Annotated in this window: 20 protein-coding genes; 10 read left to right on the top strand and 10 right to left on the bottom strand. The window is 67.7% G+C overall.

Features of this window, described 5'->3' with window-relative positions:
* Nucleotides 1-339 precede the first annotated feature (339 nt).
* The 6 genes from BLT60_RS01525 to BLT60_RS01550 form a co-directional block, all read right to left on the bottom strand.
* Entirely contained in the window at nt 340-1830 is a 1491-nt protein-coding gene (locus BLT60_RS01525; RefSeq protein ID WP_090874447.1) for an FGGY-family carbohydrate kinase, read from the bottom strand.
* Entirely contained in the window at nt 1827-2930 is a 1104-nt protein-coding gene (locus BLT60_RS01530) for a M42 family metallopeptidase (protein WP_090874448.1), read from the bottom strand. Before BLT60_RS01530 ends, BLT60_RS01525 begins: the two co-directional genes overlap by 4 nt.
* A gap of 456 nt (nt 2931-3386) precedes the next feature.
* Entirely contained in the window at nt 3387-4199 is an 813-nt protein-coding gene (locus BLT60_RS01535) for a BtpA/SgcQ family protein (protein WP_090874449.1), read from the bottom strand.
* A 103-nt stretch (nt 4200-4302) separates the two neighbouring features.
* Nucleotides 4303-4866, bottom strand: coding sequence for an SIS domain-containing protein (locus tag BLT60_RS01540; RefSeq protein WP_090874450.1), 564 nt, complete (start codon nt 4864-4866; stop codon nt 4303-4305).
* Between the two features lie 85 nt (nt 4867-4951).
* Complete coding sequence (locus BLT60_RS01545; protein WP_175478242.1) at nt 4952-6151, bottom strand: SH3 domain-containing protein; 1200 nt, start codon at nt 6149-6151, stop codon at nt 4952-4954.
* Nucleotides 6152-6465: 314 nt separating this feature from the next.
* Complete coding sequence (locus BLT60_RS01550; protein ID WP_175478243.1) at nt 6466-7209, bottom strand: sulfite exporter TauE/SafE family protein; 744 nt, start codon at nt 7207-7209, stop codon at nt 6466-6468.
* A gap of 375 nt (nt 7210-7584) precedes the next feature.
* Here BLT60_RS01550 and BLT60_RS01555 point away from each other — a divergent pair, with 375 nt between their 5' ends.
* Entirely contained in the window at nt 7585-8157 is a 573-nt protein-coding gene (locus tag BLT60_RS01555) for a hypothetical protein (protein WP_090874453.1), read from the top strand.
* Between the two features lie 145 nt (nt 8158-8302).
* On the top strand, nt 8303-9004 hold the full coding sequence (locus BLT60_RS01560; RefSeq protein ID WP_090874454.1) for a fumarylacetoacetate hydrolase family protein: 702 nt from the start codon (nt 8303-8305) through the stop codon (nt 9002-9004).
* A 24-nt stretch (nt 9005-9028) separates the two neighbouring features.
* On the opposite strand, the gene BLT60_RS01565 is transcribed toward BLT60_RS01560, so the two are convergent.
* Both BLT60_RS01565 and BLT60_RS01570 read right to left on the bottom strand, forming a co-directional pair.
* Complete coding sequence (locus BLT60_RS01565) at nt 9029-10021, bottom strand: amidohydrolase family protein (RefSeq protein WP_090874455.1); 993 nt, start codon at nt 10019-10021, stop codon at nt 9029-9031.
* A 74-nt stretch (nt 10022-10095) separates the two neighbouring features.
* Nucleotides 10096-11292, bottom strand: coding sequence for a M24 family metallopeptidase (locus tag BLT60_RS01570; protein WP_090874456.1), 1197 nt, complete (start codon nt 11290-11292; stop codon nt 10096-10098).
* Nucleotides 11293-11377: 85 nt separating this feature from the next.
* Here BLT60_RS01570 and BLT60_RS01575 point away from each other — a divergent pair, with 85 nt between their 5' ends.
* Together BLT60_RS01575 and BLT60_RS01580 are read left to right on the top strand one after the other, a co-directional pair.
* Nucleotides 11378-12889, top strand: coding sequence for an acyl--CoA ligase (locus BLT60_RS01575; protein ID WP_090874457.1), 1512 nt, complete (start codon nt 11378-11380; stop codon nt 12887-12889).
* Nucleotides 12889-13863 carry a 2-dehydropantoate 2-reductase gene (locus tag BLT60_RS01580; protein WP_090874458.1) on the top strand — a complete coding sequence of 325 codons (975 nt, stop codon included), beginning with the start codon at nt 12889-12891 and terminating at the stop codon, nt 13861-13863. The genes BLT60_RS01575 and BLT60_RS01580 overlap by 1 nt, the downstream gene beginning before the upstream one ends.
* Here BLT60_RS01580 and BLT60_RS01585 read toward each other — a convergent pair.
* Nucleotides 13860-14972: a hypothetical protein gene (locus BLT60_RS01585; RefSeq protein WP_090874459.1), complete on the bottom strand. Its 1113-nt coding sequence runs from the start codon at nt 14970-14972 to the stop codon at nt 13860-13862. The genes BLT60_RS01580 and BLT60_RS01585 overlap by 4 nt on opposite strands.
* Nucleotides 14973-15193: 221 nt before the next feature.
* On the opposite strand from BLT60_RS01585, the gene BLT60_RS01590 reads away from it, so the two are divergent.
* The 6 genes from BLT60_RS01590 (at nt 15194) to proB (ending at nt 19570) form a co-directional block, all read left to right on the top strand.
* A complete protein-coding gene (locus tag BLT60_RS01590) occupies nt 15194-15823 on the top strand; it encodes a 50S ribosomal protein L21 (protein WP_090874460.1) in 630 nt (209 codons plus the stop codon).
* Between the two features lie 27 nt (nt 15824-15850).
* Nucleotides 15851-16123 (top strand): 50S ribosomal protein L27, encoded by a 273-nt coding sequence (gene rpmA / locus BLT60_RS01595; RefSeq protein ID WP_090874461.1) that lies wholly within the window; start codon nt 15851-15853, stop codon nt 16121-16123.
* Between the two features lie 106 nt (nt 16124-16229).
* Nucleotides 16230-16814: a GNAT family N-acetyltransferase gene (locus tag BLT60_RS01600; RefSeq protein WP_090874462.1), complete on the top strand. Its 585-nt coding sequence runs from the start codon at nt 16230-16232 to the stop codon at nt 16812-16814.
* The gene (locus BLT60_RS01605) at nt 16789-17340 is read left to right on the top strand and encodes a GNAT family N-acetyltransferase (RefSeq protein ID WP_210185520.1); all 552 of its coding nucleotides are present in this window, start codon (nt 16789-16791) and stop codon (nt 17338-17340) included. Before BLT60_RS01600 ends, BLT60_RS01605 begins: the two co-directional genes overlap by 26 nt.
* Nucleotides 17337-18377 carry a GTPase ObgE gene (gene obgE / locus BLT60_RS01610; protein ID WP_090874464.1) on the top strand — a complete coding sequence of 347 codons (1041 nt, stop codon included), beginning with the start codon at nt 17337-17339 and terminating at the stop codon, nt 18375-18377. The genes BLT60_RS01605 and obgE overlap by 4 nt, the downstream gene beginning before the upstream one ends.
* Nucleotides 18378-18457: 80 nt before the next feature.
* Nucleotides 18458-19570, top strand: coding sequence for a glutamate 5-kinase (proB, locus tag BLT60_RS01615; protein ID WP_090874465.1), 1113 nt, complete (start codon nt 18458-18460; stop codon nt 19568-19570).
* Nucleotides 19571-19603: 33 nt separating this feature from the next.
* On the opposite strand, the gene BLT60_RS01620 is transcribed toward proB, so the two are convergent.
* A complete protein-coding gene (locus BLT60_RS01620; RefSeq protein ID WP_090874907.1) occupies nt 19604-22495 on the bottom strand; it encodes an autotransporter family protein in 2892 nt (963 codons plus the stop codon).
* Nucleotides 22496-22588: the final 93 nt, after the last annotated feature.

Below are 22588 nucleotides of genomic sequence, written 5' to 3' on the forward strand. Positions count from 1 at the left end.
CAACACGCCCCTTTCCCTCCCCGAACCGGGGAGGGGGGACCATGCGCAGCATGGTGGGTGGGGTTCGCGCCAGACGGCACCGCCTCACCGATCAGGAACCCCACCCGTCTGCAGTCGGCTCCGCCGCCTGCATCCACCCTCCCCGGTTCGGGGAGGGAAAGACAAAAGGGTCCTGTTCGAAATCAGTGCAGACGGTAGCGGCCCTGAATGGGCCTCGCCGCAACGCGTGCTTCCATGGTCAACACCCCACCCTCGCCATCCTGAGGTGCGAGGGTGCAGCCCGAGCCTCGAAGGACGCACCGCCTCGACACGGCGACCGCCAAACCCCGGTTGAGCGCCCTACGCCTCCAGGTCGTGCATCAGGTTGGCGGTCTGCTCGTAGATGCCCTTGAAGACGCGATACTGGCGCGCATAGACCTCGGTCGGGTCGGCGACGATCGTCGACGCGACCGGGTTCCACGTCGCGATGTCGTCGCGCTCCACGTCGCCCACCGCCATCGCCGCCAGGAAGGCGTCGCCATACGAAGCGCCGACCGTCCGGCCCCGCAGGATCTGGTCGCGCCCCGAAATGTCGGAGGTCGCCTGCGACCACACCCGGTTCTTGGTGCCGCCGCCGACCGCCAGGATGCGCTTCGGGCTCTCGCCGACATCGCCATAGGTCTCGACGACGTGGTTGGTGCCATAGGCGATGCCCTCCAGCACCGCCCGGTAGATGTCGCCCCGCGTATGGGTCAGGTTGAGGCCGAACAGCACGCCCTTGGCGAAGGGATCGTGGATCGGTGTCCGCTCGCCGGAGAAATACGGCAGGAAGACCAGCCCGTTGGCGCCGCGCGGCGATTGTTCGGCTTCCTCGGCCAGCGTGATGAACGCCGTTTCGGGATCGAGCTCGCGGGCGAACTGGTCGCGAAACCAGTGGGTCAGCGTCCCGCTGGTCGCCAGCCCGGACATCGAGGCGTGCAGCCCCTCGAACAGCCACGGCGCGTACCACAGCCGCGCGTCGCGCACCCGCGCCTCGGTCAGCGCGATGATGAAGATGGTCGAGCCATACATCATCATCATGTCGCCGGATTCTAGCACCCCGACGCTGAGCGCCTCGGCCGCCGCGTCGATCGTCCCGGCGGTCACCGGCGTGCCTTCGGCCAGCCCCGTCTCTTCCGCCGCCTGCTTCGTCACCGTCCCGGCGATCTCGGTCGACCACAACAGGCGCGGCAGCTTGCCGATATCGACGATGTCGTCGGCCAGTTCGTCGCTCCAGTCGAGCTTGTCGACCACGTAGAGCGGGCTGAAGCTGGCAGCGGTATAGTGGTCGATCACCGTCTCGCCGGTGAGCTTGCGCACCAGGAAGGTGCTGGCGGTGACGATCCGGTCCGCCGCGTCATAAATCTCCGGCCGGTTCCGCTTCAGCCACAGGATCTTCGGGCCGACCGACTGGCTGGTCAGCGCGTTGCCGCAGCGGTCGAGCAGCACGTCCTCGCCGATGCGCGCCGTCAGGTCGTCGATCTCCCGCGCCGCCCGCGCATCGACGCCGTAGAGCACGCCATTCATCAGCGGCTCGCCATCGGCATCGACCGGCAGCATGCAGGGTCCGATCGCGCTACAGGCGACCGCGCGGATGTCGCTCGGGTCGACGCCGCTGTCGGCCAGGAGCTTGCGGCTGAGCAGGGTGAAGTCGCCCCACCAGTCCTCGTTCGGCCGATGCTCGGCCCAGCCCGGTTGCGGCACGATCATCTTGTGCGGCGTGTCGGCGCTCGCCACGATCTGCCCGTCGCCGTCGACCAGCACGCCCTTGGAGGCGAAGGTGCCGATATCGATTCCGAGATAGTATTTCATTGTTCGAAGTCGTCGCGATCGAGGCTGAAGCCGGGGCCGATCCGCTGGATGCCGGCGACCAGCAGCCGGGTCAGTTCCTCCAGGTCGCCAACGTCGCAGACCTCCAGCGCCGAATGACTGTAGCGCATCGGAAAGCCGAGATCGATCGATGCCACGCCTTCGTTGATCAGCTGGACATAGGAGGTCTCGGTCAGCGCGCCGACCGTCGCCGCCCGCTGCAGCGTCATGCCCTCCGCCTTGGCCGTCGCATCGAACAGCGCCACCAGCGCCGGGTGCGGCAGCGTGCCGTTCAGCGTGCCGCGGCCGTGGAAGGAATACATGCTCATCCCCGGCCCGCCGCCGAGGCGGACATCGCCGCGCGCCGCCATGTCCGGCGTGTCGGTCGCCAGCGTCAGGTCGATCTGGATGGCGATATCCGGCGACAGCGCCTGCGCCGCGGTCACCGCGCCGCGCAGATTGAATTCCTCCTGCACCGAAAAGACGATGTGGACCGTCGGCCCGCGCGGCGCCGCGACCAGCGCCCGCGCCGCCTCGAGCACAACCGCGCAGCCGGCCCGGTCGTCGACCGAGGTTCCGGCCAGGCGGTCGCCGGCCAGTTGCACCACCTTCGGCGCATAGACGACCGGCGTGCCGATATCGATGCCGGCGGCCATCACCGCCTCGGCGCTGTCGAACCCGGCGTCGATAAAGACCTCGGCGTAGGGCAGGACGGTGTATTTCTCGTCCGGCCGGGTGGCGTGGTGGCTCTTGTTGGCGATGACGCCCGGCACGTCGCGCCCCTCGCCAATCGAGAACAGGACCGATTGCGCGGCAAGCGCCCGTTCCGGCACCCCGCCCAGCCTCTCGACGCGCACCAGCCCATCCGCCTCGATCTTGCGAACGACGAAGCCGAGCTGATCCATATGCGTGAACAGCATCACGCCTGGCGCCGCCGCGTCCCCCGCAATCGTCGCGATCAGGTTGCCGAGCCGGTCGGTCCGCGTCGTCAGCCCAAGCGCCTTGAGCTCCTTCGCCAGATAGGAGCGAACCCGTCCCTCATACCCGGCCAGTCCGGGTATCAGCATCAGGTCGCTGGTCAGTGTCCGCAACCGGTCTTTCATGGTGTCCTCCGCCCGAATTCCGGGTCATCACGACAAAATGTGCGTCCTTCGAGGCTCCGCTTCGCGGAGCATCTCAGGATGGCTGCGTGGTGTTCAGTGAATGGTATGCGGTAGTCCGTGAACGATAACAGGACGGGTATCGAAACATCCTTCCGCCAATTGTCGCCCACACCAACCTCGCCATCCCGAGGTGCGCGCCGCGCCAGCGGCGAGCCTCGAAGGACCCGCCCCCGACGGGATTGGCCGCGCACAACACGCGCCGCCCCACTCTGGTCACACACTCCAACCTCGCCATCCTGAGGTGCTCGCCGCGCTTGCGGCGAGCCTCGAAGGACCTGCCCCCGACGGGATTGGCCGCGCACAGCACGCGCCGCCCCACTCCGGTCACACACTCCAACCTCGCCATCCTGAGGTGCTCGCCGCGCTTGCGTCGAGCCTCGAAGGACGCAAGGCATCTCACCCACCCCGCGTTTCACGAACGATGCGCATGAACTCAGCCGCCCGCTCCGGATCGACCGCGTTCCACGTCTTGCCGTCGACCTTCAGCGACGAGCCGACGATGCAGCCGTCCGCGACCCGCAGCACGTCGGCGACGGTGTCGTGCTTCACCCCGGTATTGGCCAGCACCGGTGTATCCGGCAGCGCCGCCTTCACCGATTCCAGGTCGGTCATCGCCGCAGCCTCGCCGGTGATCGCGCCCGAGACCAGCACCGCATCCGGAACCGACGAGAATACCGCGCTGCGCGCCCGGTCGGCCAGGCTGCGCTGGTCGAGCGACCAGGCGAATTCGGCCGACACGTTGAACAGCACCGCAAGATCGGAGCGGCCGAGCCGGTCGCGGTAGCGGATCGCCTTGCCGGCATCCGGGTTCCACGGCCCCATGTCTGAGGCGTAGGTGCCGGTCAGGATTTCACGGATGAAGGCCGCGCCCGTCGCCGCCGCCAGCGCCATCGAGCTCATCGGGTCCCACAGCACGTTGACGCCGAAGGGCACCGTGATCTCGGAACGCAGCCGGCCGATGACATAGGCCATCGTCGCCGTCGACGCGGTGTCGACGTCGAACTCGTAGGGCCGGTCATTCTCGTTGCCGAACATCACCGCGTCGAAGCCGGCCGCCTGCAGCGCAGCCAGGTCCTTCGCCGCGTCGGCGACAAGGCCGTCGAGTCCCTTGTCCGCGTCATGCAGCGGCGACCCCGGCAGCGCGCCGAGATGCACCATCGCGATCACCGGCTTGGTCTCGCCGAAGACTGACTTGAAATTTCCGGTCATGTTCGCCTGGACGCCTCTCTTGCCGCGGGGCGTCGAGGGATACCATCACCGCGCGCCAAATCCCAACGGCTCCGGACATGACCGGAGGGGTTTTCCCGCCGCCCTATTCGAGGTTGGTATGCCGCGCCCGCATTGTCTCGGCGGTCTCCCCGGTCCGTTCGCGCAGATTGAGGATGATCAGCTCGAACAGGATCGTCTGGGCGACCTCGAACAGCGAGCCCATCGGCAGCACCGAGACCGCGCCGCCCTGGTCGTTGGCCATGGTCTGGGCGGGGATGACAAGGAGGATATCGGCGCGGCGCGAGGTCGGGCCATCCGGCACCGCCGTCACCACCGCGGTCGTTGCACCGGCGGCCGACGCGATGTCGAGCAGCGCGTCCATCGTGCCGAGCGAGCCCGGCCCGACACTGACGATCAGCAGGTCCCCCGGCCCAAGCGGCGGTGTCGTCATGTCGCCGACGACGTGAACGTCGCGCCCCATGTGGAACAGGCGCATGACGAAGCCCTTCATCGCCAGACCTTCGCGGCCGAGACCGTGGATGGCGATCCGCTTCGCCCCGAGGATCGCCTCGATCAGCGGGTCGGCGGCGTCATCCGGCAGCGCGTCGAAGACCTTCGAAAGGTCGGCAAGGGCCGCATGGCCGAGTTGGGAAAGCGTCTGGTCCAAGGGGGAATCTCCGGGTCCGTGTGAGCAACAGGACGGGGAGACTGGTCCAGACCGGCTTGACTGGCAAGGGCGCCAGCGTCGGCCGCTACCGGCCGACGAACTTGCGGAAGACGTAGCCGCGCTTGCCGTCGGCGACGACCTCGCACCAGAAGTCGCACCGGGCGATCTGCACGGTGGTCCCGACGCCGAGGACGGCGACGACCGAGGCGCCGTTGTTCGGGGACGAGCGCATGTTGACGGCGGTATTCACTTTCGCCGTCCCCGCGCCCTTGTTGGCGGCCGGCAGGGTCTCGGACGAATTGCCCGCCGGCTTTCTCGCCGGTGCGGCCTGTCTCTCGACCGGCGCATAGGACAGGACCTGCGGCGGATCGGAATTTTCGAATTGCGGCGAGGCAGCTTCCCAGCCCGGCTGTTGCCGTCGTGGCTCCACCGGCTTCGTCGCGGCCACGGTCTTTTCGACAGGAACCACCGCCGGTGCTTCCGCGTCAGTCGGCGCTATCGTCCTTGCCTCGGTCTTGCCTTCGCCGGCGATCCCGCCACGCAGCGGCGGCATCTGCGGCATCAGCCGATCCTGTTCCTTGACCAACCCGCTGTTATCCTGGGCGAAGACCCCGGCTCCGGGCGGCTGATCCCCCGATGCCGATGCGCTCTTCGGCACCGGCGTCAACGCCGCGACTTCCGTCGGGGTATCCGACGAGCCGAACTGGGTCACCGCGGTCAGGCCGGCGAAGCCGAGGCCGATCCCGACCAGCGCCGCGATCGACAGCGTCCGCGCGTCGAGGCCGCGCCCCTGGGCGCCAGCGGCCTCGGGCTGGTCGGCGAGCGGCTGCTTCGGTCGGGAAATCGGCGCCGCCCGTTTCGGAACGTCGTCGTAGAACTTGGAACTGGCCGGCAGCCAGCGACGGTGACCCTGATTCGGGCGGGCGCCCTGTTTCGCCACCCGTTTCGCGGTGTCCGGCGCGCCGTCCGGGGCCGCCCGCACCTGTTTCGCGGGCGTCCGCAGATCAATATGTGTCCGCTGGCGGATCGGATCGGGGGCAAATTCCGACCGCTTTGTGGCAGCCGACGCCTCCTTGCCGGTGATCTGCCGGCCGGGATTCTCCCGCACAGCCGGCTTCATCTCGACGCGCGCAGGCCGCGCGGGCACCGGCGCGGCCGGGTTCGCATCCTCGCCGCCGAGCACCGCGGCAAGCGACATCAGCTGGTCCTTGAGGTCGGATTCCAGGCCTGACGAATCCGCCGGCGGCGCAGCGATGGTCTCGCGCGTTCCTGCCGTTTTCGCCATTTTTCCATCGGATATGAGCGACTTACGCGCCACCGATCCCCCTTTCCGCGCCTGCAATCGCAGGAACGCGGCATCGCCTAAGGACATAGGGGACACTCTGGCCGGAGGTTTCGTTCCGCCACTTTCGCCCACGACTGCACTCCAACACCTGGTCACGCCCCCTGGCCACCGCTACCCGAAAGCAGATTGACCGGAAAATGCGGCGACTACGAGCCGAGATTGCGGCACTTGTTGGCGCCTGTGGATAGCCCCCACGGCTATCCCCGAAGGTCCCGAAAGCCCCCTCGCCCAAGTCAAAGTCCAGCCTTTTCAGGCTACCCAAACACGCCGGATTCCGCAAAGAGTTTCACCGCGATCCCGGCCAGGAGGATAAGGATCAGCCGATCGAAGCCGCGCTGGTCGAGGCGCGCCGCAAGCCACCGCCCCGCCGGCATGGCGATCAGCACCGGCACGAGCGCCGCCGTGCTGTAGGCCGCGCGCTCGAAAGTCAGGATTCCCGCCACGATCAGCGACGGAAGCTGCACCGCCGCATAGGTGACGAACAGGGTCGAAACCGCAAAAACGAACTGCGGCCGGGTCAGCCGGATCGAGGTCAGGAAGGTGATGCTGATCGGCGCGGAAATCCCCGTTGCCCCCTGCAGCATCCCGGACACGAACCCAACCGCCGGCGCCACGCGCCGCGCCATTGCTGCCGGTACATGCCAGTCCGGTTTCGCCAGCCGCAGTACGACATAGATCAGGACGACGGTCGCCAGCGCGACGTTTAGTCCCGCCTCTGGCACCGTGGTCAGCAGCCACGTGCCGATGACGATGCCGAGGCCGGCGAGCAGCCACATCCAGCGGAGCCAGCCGACCGCCGGCCATTCGCTGCGAAACTGGGCCATCTGCATGACGTTGGTGACGATCACCGGCACGATCATGATGGCGATGGCGAAAGGAACGCCGAAGAAGCTCGCCAGCACGGGTATGGCGGCCACCGGCATGCCCGCGCCGGTCGCGCCCTTGACGAACCCGCCGAACGCCAGCGCGGCGAAGATGATGATGATTTCCTGGACCAAGCGCCTGCCGCCGATGGGATCGCCCCGGCAACGTCGCGCCGGATCTCGCCGGTTATAGAGCCGAGGCGCCGGGAAGCCCAAGAGCGCTGATCGGGCCGTCGGTGTCGGCCTGAGGGACGATCAGGATGTGAGCGCCGTCACAACGCCGCGAACGGCGCGGGCGTATGGTGGCGAAGCGGTCGGGAGGACATCCGGAGGATCGATGACCGCGGCGGCGACGAGAGGCTGGCGTCACGAAAGGCCAGGTCGATCGCCACCCGTCCGGGGCAGTTCTGCATCGTCAATGAAGTGGATCGAACCCGCCATTCCCCGCAGCACCCCGCCCAGAGCGTCGTCGCTCCGCCGTGAATGGCTTCACCGAAAGGACCGGAAGTCATGATCAGATCATTCTGTGCCGCCGCCTTTGGCGGGCTGCTCCTTCTCCTCATCGCCGCCCCGGCTTCGGCCGAGACGAAGAGCTTCAACAACCCCATGCAGGGGCCGAACCGCCTCGACTGGTGCCACAGTTGGGGCACGGGCTGCGGCGCCCAAGCGGCGACCGCCTGGTGCAAGGCTCAGGGCTATTCCGGCGGCGCCACTACCTTCGCCATCGCCAATGACATCGGCGCCAGCCAGCCCACGCGCCTGATCAGCACCGGCGCGGTTTGCGACCAGGCCTATTGCGACGGCTTCGCCAACATCACCTGCACGCGGCCAGACCCGACACAGGTCTTCAACAACCCCATGCAAGGCGGCAACCGCCTCGACTGGTGCCATAGCTGGGGGACCGGCTGCGGCGCCCAGGCAGCGACCGCATGGTGCAAGGCCAAGGGCTTCGCCAATGGCGCCGTCGCCTTTCATCTCGCCGCCGACATCGGCGCCAGCACACCGACCCGCCTGATCAGTACCGGTGCTGTCTGCGACCAGGCCTATTGCGACGGCTTCGCCGATATCACCTGCAAGCAGTGATCGACCGACCCGACCGGAACGCGCCCGCCCGGCGGGCGCGTTCTCTTCTGGACCGCTTTCCCAACCGTCGATTGCATGAACCGGCCATCGGCTTTAGTCCTTCGTCCTTCCCGGCACCCCGACCGGGACACGCAGGAACCGCCCGATGAACACCGAAGCCGCCCCCCGCTACGTCATCGATCCGCCGCCCGGCACGGCGCTGCCCGTCGCCGGTTCCGATGCACTGTTCCCGGTCCACCGGGTCTATTGCGTCGGCCGGAACTACGCCGCCCACGCGGTCGAGATGGGCCACGACCCGGACAAGTCGCCGCCCTTCTTCTTCCAGAAGAACCCTGACAACCTCAATCTCACCGGCGATTTCCCCTATCCCCCGGCTTCTACTGACGTCCATCACGAGATTGAGCTGGTCGTTGCGCTGAGCGCCGGCGGCCGCGACATCCCGGTCGGCGAGGCCACCGGCTGCGTCTACGGATATGCCGTCGGTCTCGACATGACCCGCCGCGACCTCCAGGCGAAGGCCAAGGAGCTCGGCCGGCCGTGGGAAGTCGCCAAGGCCTTCGAGGCATCGGCCCCCTGCTCGGCGATCGTCCCGGCATCGACGACCGGCCCTCTCGACGCCGGCGCCATCTGGCTCGACGTCAATGGCGAGCGTCGCCAGACCGGCGACATCAACCAGTTGATCTGGAAGGTGCCGGAGATGATCGCCTACCTGTCCCGGCTCTTCACCCTGGCACCGGGCGACGTGATCTTCACCGGGACGCCGTCGGGCGTCGCCGCGATCGCGGCCGGCGACGTCATGCACGGCCACATCGACGGGGTCGGCGACATCACGGTCAAGGTCACCTGACCTCGGGGATTCAGGGCACCCCCGTCAGAGACGGAGCAGCCGCCGGGCGTTGCCCTCGAATATGTCGGTACGCTCGGCCTCGCTGATATCCAGTTCCTCGACGATCCGGATCGTATTGGCCACCGAGGGAATGCCGTAGCCAAACGGCGCGTCGCTGCCGAACAGCGTCTTGCCCGGCCCGAAATAGTCGACGCCGCAGCGGGTCCCGGCAGCCGCGCCGAACATCGCGGTGTCGGCGTAGAACATCTTGTAATAGTCGGACGGCGGTTTGGTCAGTCCCTCCAGCGCCGCGGCCAGCACCGGGTCGGTCATGTTCTCGGTAAACTCGTCGAAGCCGACACCGACCCGCCCTTCGAAGAAGGGGATCATCGCACCCATGTGATGGGTGATGATCTTGATGGCCGGCAATTTCTCGAACAGCCCGGCAAAGACCAGATGGGTCATCGCCAGCGACGTCTCGTAAGGCCAGCCGAAGGTGAAGAAGGCGGCATATTGCGACCGCTCGAGCGCGGGATAGTCCGACCAGTCGGCGGTGCGGACCGGATGTAGCCAGATCGGCAGGTCGTGGGCCGCCATCCGCTCGAAGATCGGGAAAAAGTCCGGCTCGTCGAGCGGCCGTCCGTTGACGTTGGAGAAGATCTGCACGCCCCGCGCCCCGAGTTGGGTAACCGCCCGGTCGATTTCGACGACGGCCGCCTCGGGATTGTTCATCGGCAGCGCCGCGATGAAGGCCGGGAAATGGTCGGGATAGCGCTCGCAGATTTCCGCGAAGCCATCATTGACCAGACGCGCCAGTTCCGGCGTCACCTCCGGGCCACCGAGCACTTCCAGCGGCGGCATCGAGTTGGCCAGCACCTGTTGATAGTCGGGAAAGTGATCGACCAGCTTGAGCCGCTCGTCCAGCAGCCTCAGCGGCGGATTCTTGAACCACGGCGTCATGCGCGCCGGATCGACCAGCGTCTGGAGTTTCTCGAAATAGCGGGGCGGAAAGAAGTGCGTATAGATGTCGATGCGCATGAATGGCTCTCTGTCAGGCCGGACGGCAGTCCGCCACGTTTCCTTGGTCTTCGATTAGGGTTGGGCGGAGACGGCTACGCCACCGCGGTGCCGCCCCGATTCCAGCCGCGCGCTCCGTCGCCGAAGGCTTCCCAGCCATCCTCGGTTACCACCACGGTATCCTCAAGCTTGACGAAGCCGCGGCGGGGATGGGCAAGCGTCGTCTCGATCGACAGCACCATGCCGGCCTGGAGCGGCCGGTCGGCGTCGTCGCCCGGATAGGGCACCGGCCCGCTACCGGTCAGGCGCGGCGCCTCGTGGCTGATGAGGCCCATGCCGTGGGCGACGAAGTCGAGCGTGTTGCCGTGGGCCGACTGGCGCACCAGCGGCTCGGCGGAGGCGAAGATGTCGCCACCCCGCGCTCCGGCCCGGATCGGCACCCGCGCCGCCTGCTGGATCGCCTCGATTTCGGCCAGCAGGTCCACCAGTTCGGCATCCGGCTCGCCCTGGATCGCCATCCGGCAAAGGTCGCCGATATAGCCCTTGTAGTTGCCACCGGAGTCGAGCGAGAGAATGTCGCCCTCTCCCCACACCTGCTCGGACGGCGCCCGGTTGTTGCTGGTCCCGGCGGTGATCAGGCAATACTCGAAATTCAGCCCGCGCTGGACCTCCTCGCGGCGCAGCGCCTCGGTCAGTTCGAGCTTGGTCGAACCCGGTCCGTGCCCGGCGATCACCGCCAGCATCGAATCGACCACCCGGCTTGACGCCTCGCGCAGGTAATCGAGTTCCTCCGGCGTCTTGACGGCGCGCAGCCGCTCCAGCGGCACCACCGCCTCGACGATCGTCGCATCGGGCAGCGATCGGCGCAGCGCCTCCTCGGCATCGGCCGGCAGGAAGGAGCGCTCGACACCGATCCGTGCGGCGGACTTGCCGAGGCGGGCGATATGCGCGGCCGCTTGCTCCATGATCGGCACCGTTCCCCAGCCCTTCTCGAACCGCGGCGTCCAGAACTTGCCAAGTGCCTCCTCGTAGCCCTCCATCGGGTTGGCGAAATACGCGGCGTCCTCGGGCCGGCCACGCGCATAGACCAGCAGCGGCAGGTAGCGGCTAAGGCCGATCGCGTCGAAATGGTCGAAGAAGAAGAACCGGTACCCGCCGAAGAAATACTGGATGTTGTGCTTCGAGGAGACCACCAGCACGTCGATGCCCGCTTCCTCGAGCAGCTCGTCGAGCTTCGCGGCGTCGAACGGAAGCGATTGATAGCCCGCTGTTCCGGTTTCCGTGGTGTTCATGGTCGCCCCCTGGTTGTTTGGTCCTTCCCGGTCGAGGGACTATACGCATTCTCTTCGATCGGTCGAGCCAGCGACAGGGAGCCCCATGTCCACCATCATCGAACGCCTCGCGACCGGCGCGGCCACCGCGCCCGCCATCGGCGCGCCGGACCGCCAGCCGCTTTCCCATGACGGCCTGCGCACGCTCATCCAGGCGACTGCCGAACGCCTGAATGCGATTGGCATCGGGCGCGGAGACCGGGTGGCGATCGTCCTTCCCAACAGCCCGGAGATGGCCACCGCCTTCGTCGCGGTCGCAGCGGCGGCGACCACTGCGCCGCTCAACCCGGCCTATCGCGCCGAGGAGCTGGAATTCTACCTCGGCGATATCGGCGCCAGGGCCGTGCTGGTGGCAGCCGATGACGACGGCCCGGCCGTCGAAGTCGCCGGCAAGCTCGGCATCGCGGTTCTGCGGCTGGTCGCGGACCCGGCCGCCCCGGCGGGCGCCTTCACCATCGAGGGCGGCGAGCCCGGTGCAGCCGACCGGCCGGGCCTTGCCGAGCCAGAAGACATCGCCCTGCTCCTCCACACCTCCGGCACGACCTCGCGGCCGAAGTTGGTGCCGCTCAGTCACGCCAATCTCGCAGCCTCAGCCGCCCATATCGGCGCGACGCTCGGCCTCACGGCCGACGACCGCTGCCTCAACATCATGCCGTTGTTCCATATTCACGGCCTGATCGCGGCGGTGCTGTCGTCGCTCGCCGCCGGCGCCAGCGTCCACTGCACGCCGGGCTTCAACGCGCTGCGCTTCTTCGCCTGGCTCGATGAGGTCGGCCCGACCTGGTACACCGCCGTCCCGACCATGCATCAGGCGATCCTCGCCCGGGCCGGGCGCAACGAAGCCGCGGTCGCGGGAAGCAAGCTTCGCTTCATCCGCTCCTCATCCTCGTCGCTGCCGCCGCAGGTCATGGCCGAACTGGAGGCGACCTTCGACTGCCCGGTGATCGAGTCCTATGGCATGACCGAGGCCGCCCACCAGATGACCTCGAACCGGCTTCCCCCCGCTGACCGCAAGCCCGGCAGCGTCGGCCCGGCGGCCGGCCCCGAGGTCGCGATCATGACGGCCGATGGCGCGATGCTGCCACCCGACGCCGAGGGCGAGATCGTCATCCGCGGTCCGAATGTCACCGCCGGCTACGAGAACAACCCCGAGGCCAACAGCACTGCCTTCGCCCATGGCTGGTTCCATACCGGCGACCAGGGGATCATGGATGGCGATGGCTATGTCCGGGTGACCGGACGACTGAAGGAGATCATCAACCGCGGCGGCGAGAAGATCTCGCCGCGCGAGGTCGACGAGATCCTGATGGACCATCCGGCGGTCGCCCAGGTCGTCACCTTCGGCATGCCGCATGCCAAGCTCGGCGAGGACGTCGCCGCCGCCGTCGTCCTGCGCGAGGGCGCGGAGACCAGCGAGCAGGCGATCCGCGACTTCTGCGCGACGCGCCTCGCCGATTTCAAGGTGCCGCGCAAGGTGCTGATCCTCGAGGAGATACCGAAAGGCGCCACCGGCAAGCTGCAGCGCATCGGCCTCGCCGCCAAGCTGGGGCTGGGCTGATGCGGCTCTGCGTCTTCGGCGCCGGCGCGATCGGCGGCTACCTCGCCGCCAGGCTGGCAACGGTGGAGGGTATCGACCTGTCCCTGGTCGCGCGCGGCCCCCATCTCGCCGCGATCAAGGCCGATGGCCTGCGCCTGATCGAGGACGGCGCGGAATCCGTCCACCGGATCACGGCCAGTGCCGACGCGGCCGAACTCGGTCCGCAGGATTGCGTCATCCTCTGCCTCAAGGCCCATTCGATCTCGCCGGCGCTCGACGCCATCATGCCGCTGATTGGCCCGGAGACTGTCGTCGTCACCGCCCAGAACGGCGTGCCGTGGTGGTATTTCTATCGCGCCGGCGGCGCCCTGGAAGGCACGCGGATCGAGGCGGTCGATCCCGGCGGCCGGATATGGGACCGCATCGGCCCTGAACGGGCGATCGGCTGCGTCGTCTACCCGGCCGCCGAGGTCGATGCGCCGGGCGTCGTCCGTCATGTCGAGGGCGTGCGGTTTCCGCTCGGCGAACCGTCCGGCGAGAAGACCGAAAGAATCGCCGCGATCTCCAGAATCCTCGTCGCCGCCGGCCTCAAGGCGCCGGTGCGTGGCGATATCCGCAGCGACATCTGGGTCAAGCTGTGGGGCAACCTCGCCTTCAACCCGATCTCGGCCCTGACCGGCGGCACGCTGGTCGGCCTCTATGACGATCCGGGCACCCGGGCCGTGGCTCGCGCCATGATGGTCGAGGCGCAGGCGATCGGCGAGAAGCTCGGCGTCAAGTTCCCGGTCGATGTCGACCGCCGCATCGAGGGGGCGGGCGCCGTCGGCGCCCACAAGACCTCGATGCTGCAGGATCTCGAACTCGGCCGGCCGATGGAGATCGACGCCCTCGTCACCGCCGTCCAGGAGCTTGGCCGCCTGGTCGACGTGCCGACGCCGTCGATCGATTCCGTCCTCGCCCTCGTCCGCCACCTCGCCGCGACGCGCGGCTGCTAGGCGAGCCTCAGGAACGCCGCGTCGAAGGGATAGACGTAGGCGTGACCGTCATTCTGGGTCACCCGCAGGGTATCGTCGACGACATCGACGGCGAAGACCTCCGTCGCCCCGTCGCGAAGCGGCAAGCCGCCGACGACATGGCTGAGGGAGGCCGACCCGTCCGGGCTGAGTTCGACGGCCGTCGGGATGCCCGCTTCCGACAGCGGGTTTGGCTCGATCGACGCCTTGTGGCCATAGGCCGAATAGGCCCGCCCCTCCTCCATGCCGAGGACGCCGCGATGACGGCTGTTCCACGGCGCGTAGTAGCGGCCGCCGTTGCTGAACCACAGAAAGGTGACCGGATAGTCGGCCGGGTTCTTGAGGCTGATCGCGATGTCGCGGGAATCCGGCCGCGCCGCCGCCGCCCAGCCGAGCGGCGAATCGGGCGCCTCGACCAGCATCAGGAAGTCCTCGTGGTCATCGGCCACCGGGTAGCCGTGCAGGTCGACGAGGCTGCCATCGGCCAGCGGCAGCTTGGTCAGGTCCTCGAAGCGCTTGCCGGTGGCGAAGAGCGAGCGCCCGCGGGCGGGATCGCCCTCCTGCACCATGGTCGGCAATTCGCCGAAGGCCTTGGGCGAGAAGGTCACCCGTCCGGGCGCCGTGAAACGCGTCATGGCGTGGCTGGCGGCCGAAACCGCGCCCTTGCCGCCCTCGAAGATGTGCCGCTGGTAGGCGAAGGGATGGCCGTCGCGCAGCGTGATCTCCTTGATCACCCGCGCCCCCATTACCCGCTTTTCCAAGCCGAACCGGGCGGTCGTCCCGCCGCCGGCCGCCGGCGTCTCGTCGATCAGCGTCCAGGCGGAGTTGGCGGGCCAGCCATGGCCGGGGGTGTCGGGTTCCACGTCGCTGGCGGCAAACGGGGCACAGAAGAAGTCGCCCGAAAGATACTTGAGATTCTCCGGAACCTCCGGGTCGTCAGTCACCGTCGCGTCGTCGACCCAGGGCGCCGTATGCAGCGGCGTGATCTCCCGGCCGTCGACGGTGACCGCGAAGGAGCGGATATGCCCGCCCGCCAGATCGAGGACGAGTCGCGCGCCCTCGACATTGATGGTATGAAATCTTTCGGACATGGATGTCTTTCTGCCTCCCCGTGAAGGCGGACAGAATGCCTTCAAAAGGGTGACTCTGCCAGTCGCCCGACACGGCCCGACAATCCTTGACAGCGGGGTCGCCATGCCTATAGTGCGCGCGGAACTGGCGCGGCTGTAAGGTCGCGCCCTTTCGTTTCTGGATATTCGGGCATTTTTGCCGCCCCGGTCGCCGATCGGGGAAATCGACTTGGATCGTACTCATGTTCGCAGTGATCAAATCCGGCGGAAAGCAATACAGGGTCGAGCCGGCCGACCTGGTCAGGATCGACAAGCTCGACGGCGATGCCGGAGACACCGTCTCCTTTGACGAAGTGCTGATGGTCGGAAGCGACTCGGACACCACCGTTGGCGGCCCCCTCGTGGCCGGCGCCACGGTGACCGGCGAGATCGTCGATCAGACGCGCGACGCCAAGATCCTCGTCTTCAAGAAGCGCCGGCGGCAGAATTCCCGGCGCTCCCGCGGCCATCGCCAGATGGTGACGGTCGTGCGGATCGGCGAGATCCTCACCGACGGCAAGGCGCCGGAGAAGAAGGCAAAGCCCGCCAAGGCCGAGACCAAGCCCGAGGCGGCACCGGCCGCCGAGGCCGCTCCGGCACCCAAGGCGGAAGCCGCGCCGGCCGGCAAGACCGACGATCTCAAGCGGCTGAGCGGTGTCGGCCCGGTGCTGGAGAAGAAGCTCCATGCCCTCGGCGTCACCACCTTCGCCCAGGTCGCGGCGTGGACGGCGGACGACATCGCCCGCATCGACGGCGAGCTGAACTTCAAGGGCCGCATCGAGCGCGAGGACTGGATCGGCCAGGCCAACGCGCTGATCGCGGAAGACAAGTAAGACAGACAAGAGACAGGAGAACCGGCAATGGCTCATAAGAAAGCAGGCGGATCGTCGCGCAATGGTCGCGATACTGCTGGCCGCCGTCTCGGCGTGAAGAAGTTCGGCGGCGAAGCTGTCGTCCCGGGCAACATCATCATTCGCCAGCGCGGTACCAAGTGGCACCCCGGTGACAATGTCGGCCTTGGCAAGGACCACACGATTTTCGCCAAAGTCGAAGGCACCGTTGCGTTCCGCACCAAAGCCGGCGGCCGCAGCTACGTATCGGTCAACCCGACCATGGCAGAAGCTACCGACTAGCCGGCATGCGCATTCCCGCCGGCGTCACATCGACCCGGCGATTCGAGCGGATTCAAAGGGGAGATGGGCGCCATCTCCCCTTTTTCGTGTTCGTTCGGAGGAAATCATGTCCGAAGATGCCGATGACGACGAACCAGACCAAAGGCCGATCATCACAAGGCGCCTGATGCTGAAGTCGCCGGAGGAAAGTGAGCGCAACCTCGCGGTCACCCTCGCCGCCGACCCGGTCGTCTCGACCAATCTGGCAGCGGCGCCAGGCGACTACTGGCAACAGGGTGGCCGGACGCTGGTCGTTATCAGCCGTAGCGTCCGCACGACGATCGGCGTTTCCGGCTACGGACCGATGATCGATCGTCCGGAGACAGTTGAGGTCGCCACATGGATCGGCGAATCCTACTGGGGTCGGGGCTACGCGACCGAGGCGACCCAGGCCGTCGTCGACCTGGCATTCGCCGAAACCGGCGCCCTGGCGCTATGGTGCGCCAACCGGGTCAGCAACAGCCGGGCGCGGCGGGTGATCGAGAAATGCGGCTTCCAGTTCCGCGAGACCGGCATGGCCCGGTCGCCGGTGTCGCTGGGGGCCATTCCCGTCGAGCGTTTCGTTCTGGAGCGCCGCAACTGGGCGAGCCTCAAGTCGTGGGGTGCCGATGACAAGGAAGAAGGCAGTGCTGCAAGCGACAGCCTTTGCTGAACCGCACATCGAGACATCGCGACTCGTCCTGCGGCCCGCGTCGTCGGACGACATCGACGCGCTGGTCGAGGAGATCTCGGACATCGCGGTGGCCGGCATGCTGGCCCGCGTGCCCTGCCCTTACCGCCGCAGGGACGCCGAGGCCTTTCTCGATTCGGTCGCGGCCTGCGGCGGGCGCGACCTTCCGCTGACCATCGCCCTCGACGACCGGTTGATCGGCGGGATCGGGCTGTCCGATATCCGCCGCGACTGCGAGTTCGGCTACTGGCTTGGCCAGGCCCATTGGGGCAGGGGCTATGCGACCGAGGCCGGTCGCGCCTTCCTCGCCTTTGCCTTCGACACTTATGACACCGACGCCATCAAGTCCGGCGTCTTCTTCGACAACCCGGCATCGCTCAAGGTCCAGGGCAAACTTGGCTTCGAGCAGACCGGCACTTCGATGCGCCATTCCCTTGCGCGCGGGCGCACCGTCGAGCATATCGACACCGTCCTGACCCGCGCGCGCTTTGAAAGCCTGCAGCCATGAAGTTCCTTGATCAGGCGAAGGTCTATATCCGCTCCGGCGATGGCGGTGCGGGCGCGGTCTCCTTTCGCCGGGAAAAATTCATCGAGTTCGGCGGTCCGAATGGCGGCGACGGCGGCCGCGGCGGTGACGTCTGGGCCGAATGCGTCGACGGCCTCAACACCCTGATCGACTATCGCTTCCAGCAGCATTTCAAGGCGGCCAAGGGCGGCCACGGCATGGGCAAGGACCGCACCGGCGCCGGCGGCGAAGATGCCGTTCTGAAGGTCCCGGTCGGCACCCAGATCTACGACGAGGACAGCGAAACGCTGCTCGCCGATCTCACCGAGGTTGGCCAGCGGGTGCTGCTGGCCAAGGGCGGCAACGGCGGCTTCGGCAATACACGTTTCAAGTCCTCCACCAACCGCGCGCCGCGCCGCGCAAATCCCGGCGCGCCCGGCCAGGAGTACTGGCTCTGGCTGCGCCTCAAGCTGATCGCGGATGCCGGTCTCGTCGGCCTGCCGAATGCCGGCAAGTCGACCTTCCTCGCCGCCGTCTCGGCAGCGAAACCGAAGATCGCCGATTACCCTTTCACCACCCTCCACCCCAATCTCGGCGTCGTCGTCGGCGGCCATGATTTCGTCCTGGCCGACATCCCAGGCCTGATCGAAGGCGCCCACGAGGGCGCCGGCATCGGCGATCGCTTCCTCGGCCATGTCGAGCGTTGCGGCGTCCTCCTGCACCTCGTCGACGGGACCCAGGACGACCCGGCCGGTGCCTATCGCACGGTTCGCGAAGAGCTCAAGGCCTACGGCCACGGCCTGGCCGAGAAGCCCGAGATCGTCGCGCTCAGCAAGGTCGACGCCCTCTCCGACGAGGAGCGCGAGACGGCAGCCGCCGCCCTCGCCGAGGCGGTGGGGCGAAAGCCCTCCGTCGTCTCCGCGGTCAGCGGCGAAGGCGTTCCCGAAGTCCTCCGTCTCCTCGGCCGCCAGATCGGCGTCACCAAGACCGTCGATCCCAACGCCATCCCCGCGGAACTGGACGAGACCTGGCAACCCTGATGCGCGATGTCCGTTGAATCCCGCGCCCGGCCGGCTTAGACCCGGCCAGTGCCAACAGCGCCAACCAGCCCGGCCTCTCCGTGACCCCGTCTCTCGATCAGTTCCACCGCATCGTCATCAAGATCGGCTCCGCGCTGCTGGTCGAGGACAGCGGCATTCGCCATGACTGGCTCGATGCCCTGGCCAGCGATCTCGCCGAGGTCTCGGCTGGCAAGGAATTGCTGATCGTCTCCTCGGGAGCAATCGCCCTTGGCCGGCGCGTCCTCAAGCTGCCGCGCGGCGTCCTCAAGCTTGAGGAAAGCCAGGCCGCCGCCGCCGTCGGTCAGGTCGCCCTCGCTCGCGCCTGGGCCGAGACGCTGCACCGCCACGGCTTCGTCGCCGGGCAGGTGCTGCTCACCCTCGACGACACCGAGGAGCGCCGACGCTACCTCAACGCCCGCTCGACCATCGCCACGCTGCTCCGCCTCGGCGCGGTGCCGGTGATCAACGAGAACGATACCGTCGCCACCACCGAGATCCGCTACGGCGACAACGACCGCCTCGCCGCGCGGGTCGCCACGATGATCGGCGCCGACCTGCTGGTGCTGCTCTCCGATATCGACGGTCTCTATTCGGCGCCGCCCCGCGACGACCCCGACGCCCGCCACCTGCCGATGGTCGACAGGGTCACCCCCGAGATCGAGGCGATGGCCGGCAGTGCCGGCTCGGAACTGTCGCGCGGTGGCATGTTGACCAAGATCGAGGCGGCGAAGATCGCCACCTCCGCCGGCACCGCGATGCTGATCGCCAGCGGCCATGCCGGCAACCCGCTCCGCCGCATCGCCGGGGGCGAACGCTGCACCTGGTTCGCCGCGCAGACCACGCCGGTCCGCGCCCGCAAGAAATGGATTTCCGGCCACGTCGAGACGCAAGGGGCCCTGGTTGTCGATGACGGGGCGATGAAGGCGCTGCGCGCCGGCAAGAGCCTGCTGCCCGCCGGGGTCAGGGAAATCCGCGGCCGCTTCCAGCGCGGCGACGCGGTCGCGATCGTCGGGCCCGCAGGCGCCGAGATCGGCCGCGGCCTCGTCGCCTATGACGCCGCCGATGCGGAACGCATCGCCGGCCGCAACAGCCGCGAGATCGAGGCGATCCTCGGCTATGCCGGCCGCGCCGAGATGATCCACCGCGACGACATGGCCCTCAGGGGCGAATAGCCGGGCGCGGTCCGCGATCGATGGCGCGACGGATCAGAACGCCTTGGTGAAGCTGCCCCAGACCGCGTTGTTGCTGTCGCTGCTCGAGAACTGGCCGAGGTAGGACAGGCCGACCTTGGCATTGCCGCCGACCCCGAGGTCGAAGCCGGCGTCGATCAGCGCGGTATTGGCGGCCAGCGGCGCGCCCGCCACGGTGAAGTTCGCGCCCTGCGTCCCGGCAAGCGCCAGCACCGCGGTCGGCGTCAGGTCGCCGAAAGCCGCCTGCCAGGCGACCGACACCCGCGGCGTCAGGATCTGTCCATTCGGCAGCCCATAGTCCCGCGCCGCCCGGAAGCCGATCGTCGTGTAGCCGACATCGGACGATCCCGACGATCCGTCGAGCGCCCCTGCGCCACCGGATTCCTTGAAGCTCTCGGTCTGCAGATGCACCCAGGCGAGGTTGGCAAAGGGCTCGAGTTCGATGCCCTGGACCATGGCCTGGTAGCCGATCTCGCCGAAGACCTGCGTCGTCCCCGCACGGTAATCCGCCTTCACGTTGTTCTTGAAGCCGGCGAAGCTCACCGTGCGGTTGCTGTCGATGAAGTTCAGGCCATAGGACGCGCCGGCCCGCAGGCTCCAGGCGCCCATCGTCGTACCGGCATAGGCGGCGATCGTTCCCGTGTCGGCCCGGGCCGAGCTCGACAGCCCGTCGATGTCGGTATTCGACTGGGAGTAGCCCCAGGCCAGGCCGACGAGCCAGTCGTTGACCCGGTAATCGACGCCGCCAAGGATGCCGCCGAAACTGCTGGAGACATCCTCTGCATTCTTGCCGCCGTCGATATCACTCCAGGAGCCGAGGCCCTGTGCCCACAGCGCCGGGTCGGGCGACGCGGTTTGCGTGCCGGGGAATGGCGGAGCGTTGCCGGCCGGCGCATCGGCATAGCCGAGGGCGAGATCCGAGCCCGTTGCACCGCCGCCGCCGCCCGCCTGGCGGATCCGGTCGAGCAGCGCCTTGCGTCCGAACAGCGCCTCGTTGATCAGCACCGACTGCTCGCTCGCATAGACTTCGCCGGACAGCATGTCGAGCGCATCGGCCGGGCTCCCGGCAATGTCGAACAGCGCGACATTCAGCCCGTCATCGATGCCGCCGCCCTCGTTGAAGGCATCGTCGAGGCCGCCGGCAACCGCATGCTGGTTGCGGTCCAGGTCCTTCTGCTTGGCAAACTGCGCCTTGAGGTCGAGCACGACCTTGGTGTCGGAATAGTCGAGCGACGCCGACAGGAAGCGCGGCAGCCCGATCGCGTCCAGTTCGTCGAACGTGCCGGTGATTTCGTCGCTCGCGGTTACGAGCTTGTACCGATTCTTGAGGTCCCCGCGCCGGATCAGCGGAGCGACCGTGCCGCCCAGTCGGGCCGCGCCGTCGACCTTGAGCATGTCGTTGCGCCGGCCGGCAACCCGGAGCGCCAGCGCGCCTTCCTCGGTCTGGGCATACGTCCCGCTGACGACGTGGCGCACGCCCACCCCCTTGCGGAAAACGCCCATCACGCCGCTGTTTTCGAAGCGGGCGTCGGGGCCGGCCTTGACCTTGACGCGGCCATCGATGAGCCCGGTATTGACGACCGCGGTGCCAAACGCGTTTCCGGTGGCGCGCAGCGCAACGGCGCCGGCCCGGGCCTGAAGGATTCCGGAATTGAGCAGCGTGCCAAAGTCGCCGCCCATGTCGACGGCGGCGCCGCCTGCCCCGCGCGCCGCGATCAGCCCGTTGTTGTAGATCACCCCATAGGTGTCGCTCGCCACGCCGACGCTCTTGATCCCCTTGGCGCGGATCACGCCGTCATTGACCACGTCGTCGCCGACGCCGGCCGAGATTGCCGCCGCGCCCGGCGCGACGGTCTTCAGCGTTCCGAGATTGTGGATCGGATTGTAGATGCCGGGCACCTCGACGATGAAGCCATGCACCCCGTCGGCATCGGTGTAGACGCCGATCACCTTGTTCTGGTGGATCGAGTTGACCGATGTCGAGGATGCGCCGGGCACCTCGATCGGGATCCAGGTCTCGTTGCCGTCCGCGTCGACATGCAGGACCGACCCATGCATGCCGTCGATGCCGACCCAGTCGGCGATCAGGTTATATTCGCCGGTCCGGCCGGCGCCGGTGATGCCTTCGAAATGCGTGACGAGCGCGCCCGGATGGTCATAGGTCTTCCAGGTATCCGTCGTCCGGTCATAGATGTAGCCGTGCTCGAAGCCGGGCTCCCCGTCAGGCCCGAAATCACCGTAGCCGCCGGCGATCTTGTCGCCCCACACGCCATAGGCGGTCGTGCTGATGGCGCCCAGCTTGTTGTTGGTCGTGAACGCGCCGGTCGGAATGTCGTAGATGAAGGCGTTGCCGGTCAGCGGTCCGGTGTCGTAGTTGCCGACGGCGGTATTGCCGAAATTGCTGTGCAGGATGGTGAAGAGCACGTCCGGATCGGGATAGACCAGCGTCGTCAGCTCTTTCCCCGGTGCGGCCGCGCCATCGTAGAGATAGCCGAGATCGACCGTGCCGCCCTTCGCCTTGTAGCTGCCGACGACGCGCAGGATCCCGCCCGGCGAGCCGAAGCTCGGCCCATAGGGCGAGGCGGTATCCGCTCCGGGATAGTTGACCCCGTCCGGCGTCGCATAGGGGAACGGCGACCATGTACCGGTGGCGGAATCGTAGAGGAGCCCGCCTGTGGCCGTGGTGCCCGGCACGACGTAGTTGCCGACGATATTGTCGCCGCGGATGCCGGTGAGGAATGTCTGGTTGTCACCGAAATCCAGCGTCATGTAGTCGAGCGGCGGCAGCGGATCGGCAACGCCCGGCGACCACGGCAGGACAATCGCGGTGCCAAGCAGCAGCGCGCTGGCGAGTCGGGAACGGACGGACGTCAGGGTGTTGCGTCCAGCGGAACGATCGACAGGCATCGGCATTTCCCCCTCGTGCCGGACGGGACAAGGCCCCCGGCGGCCAGACCAGGGCCGCCACGACAACCCGTCCGCACCAACGCGAAAACGCGG

It is taken from the genome of Bauldia litoralis, from assembly GCF_900104485.1.
Lineage (GTDB): Bacteria > Pseudomonadota > Alphaproteobacteria > Rhizobiales > Kaistiaceae > Bauldia > Bauldia litoralis.

Bases quoted from the DNA above. Each gene is read 5' to 3' on its own strand.
- BLT60_RS01545 (WP_175478242.1), bottom strand. From the start codon at position 6,151: ATGGCGAAAACGGCAGGAACGCGCGAGACCATCGCTGCGCCGCCGGCG.
- BLT60_RS01525 (WP_090874447.1), bottom strand. From the start codon at position 1,830: ATGAAATACTATCTCGGAATCGATATCGGCACCTTCGCCTCCAAGGGC.
- obgE (WP_090874464.1), top strand. From the start codon at position 17,337: ATGAAGTTCCTTGATCAGGCGAAGGTCTATATCCGCTCCGGCGATGGC.
- BLT60_RS01620 (WP_090874907.1), bottom strand. From the start codon at position 22,495: ATGCCTGTCGATCGTTCCGCTGGACGCAACACCCTGACGTCCGTCCGT.
- BLT60_RS01600 (WP_090874462.1), top strand. From the start codon at position 16,230: ATGTCCGAAGATGCCGATGACGACGAACCAGACCAAAGGCCGATCATC.
- BLT60_RS01590 (WP_090874460.1), top strand. From the start codon at position 15,194: ATGTTCGCAGTGATCAAATCCGGCGGAAAGCAATACAGGGTCGAGCCG.
- BLT60_RS01560 (WP_090874454.1), top strand. From the start codon at position 8,303: ATGAACACCGAAGCCGCCCCCCGCTACGTCATCGATCCGCCGCCCGGC.
- BLT60_RS01585 (WP_090874459.1), bottom strand. From the start codon at position 14,972: ATGTCCGAAAGATTTCATACCATCAATGTCGAGGGCGCGCGACTCGTC.
- BLT60_RS01575 (WP_090874457.1), top strand. From the start codon at position 11,378: ATGTCCACCATCATCGAACGCCTCGCGACCGGCGCGGCCACCGCGCCC.
- rpmA (WP_090874461.1), top strand. From the start codon at position 15,851: ATGGCTCATAAGAAAGCAGGCGGATCGTCGCGCAATGGTCGCGATACT.
- BLT60_RS01530 (WP_090874448.1), bottom strand. From the start codon at position 2,930: ATGAAAGACCGGTTGCGGACACTGACCAGCGACCTGATGCTGATACCC.
- BLT60_RS01535 (WP_090874449.1), bottom strand. From the start codon at position 4,199: ATGACCGGAAATTTCAAGTCAGTCTTCGGCGAGACCAAGCCGGTGATC.
- BLT60_RS01555 (WP_090874453.1), top strand. From the start codon at position 7,585: ATGATCAGATCATTCTGTGCCGCCGCCTTTGGCGGGCTGCTCCTTCTC.
- BLT60_RS01580 (WP_090874458.1), top strand. From the start codon at position 12,889: ATGCGGCTCTGCGTCTTCGGCGCCGGCGCGATCGGCGGCTACCTCGCC.
- BLT60_RS01565 (WP_090874455.1), bottom strand. From the start codon at position 10,021: ATGCGCATCGACATCTATACGCACTTCTTTCCGCCCCGCTATTTCGAG.
- BLT60_RS01570 (WP_090874456.1), bottom strand. From the start codon at position 11,292: ATGAACACCACGGAAACCGGAACAGCGGGCTATCAATCGCTTCCGTTC.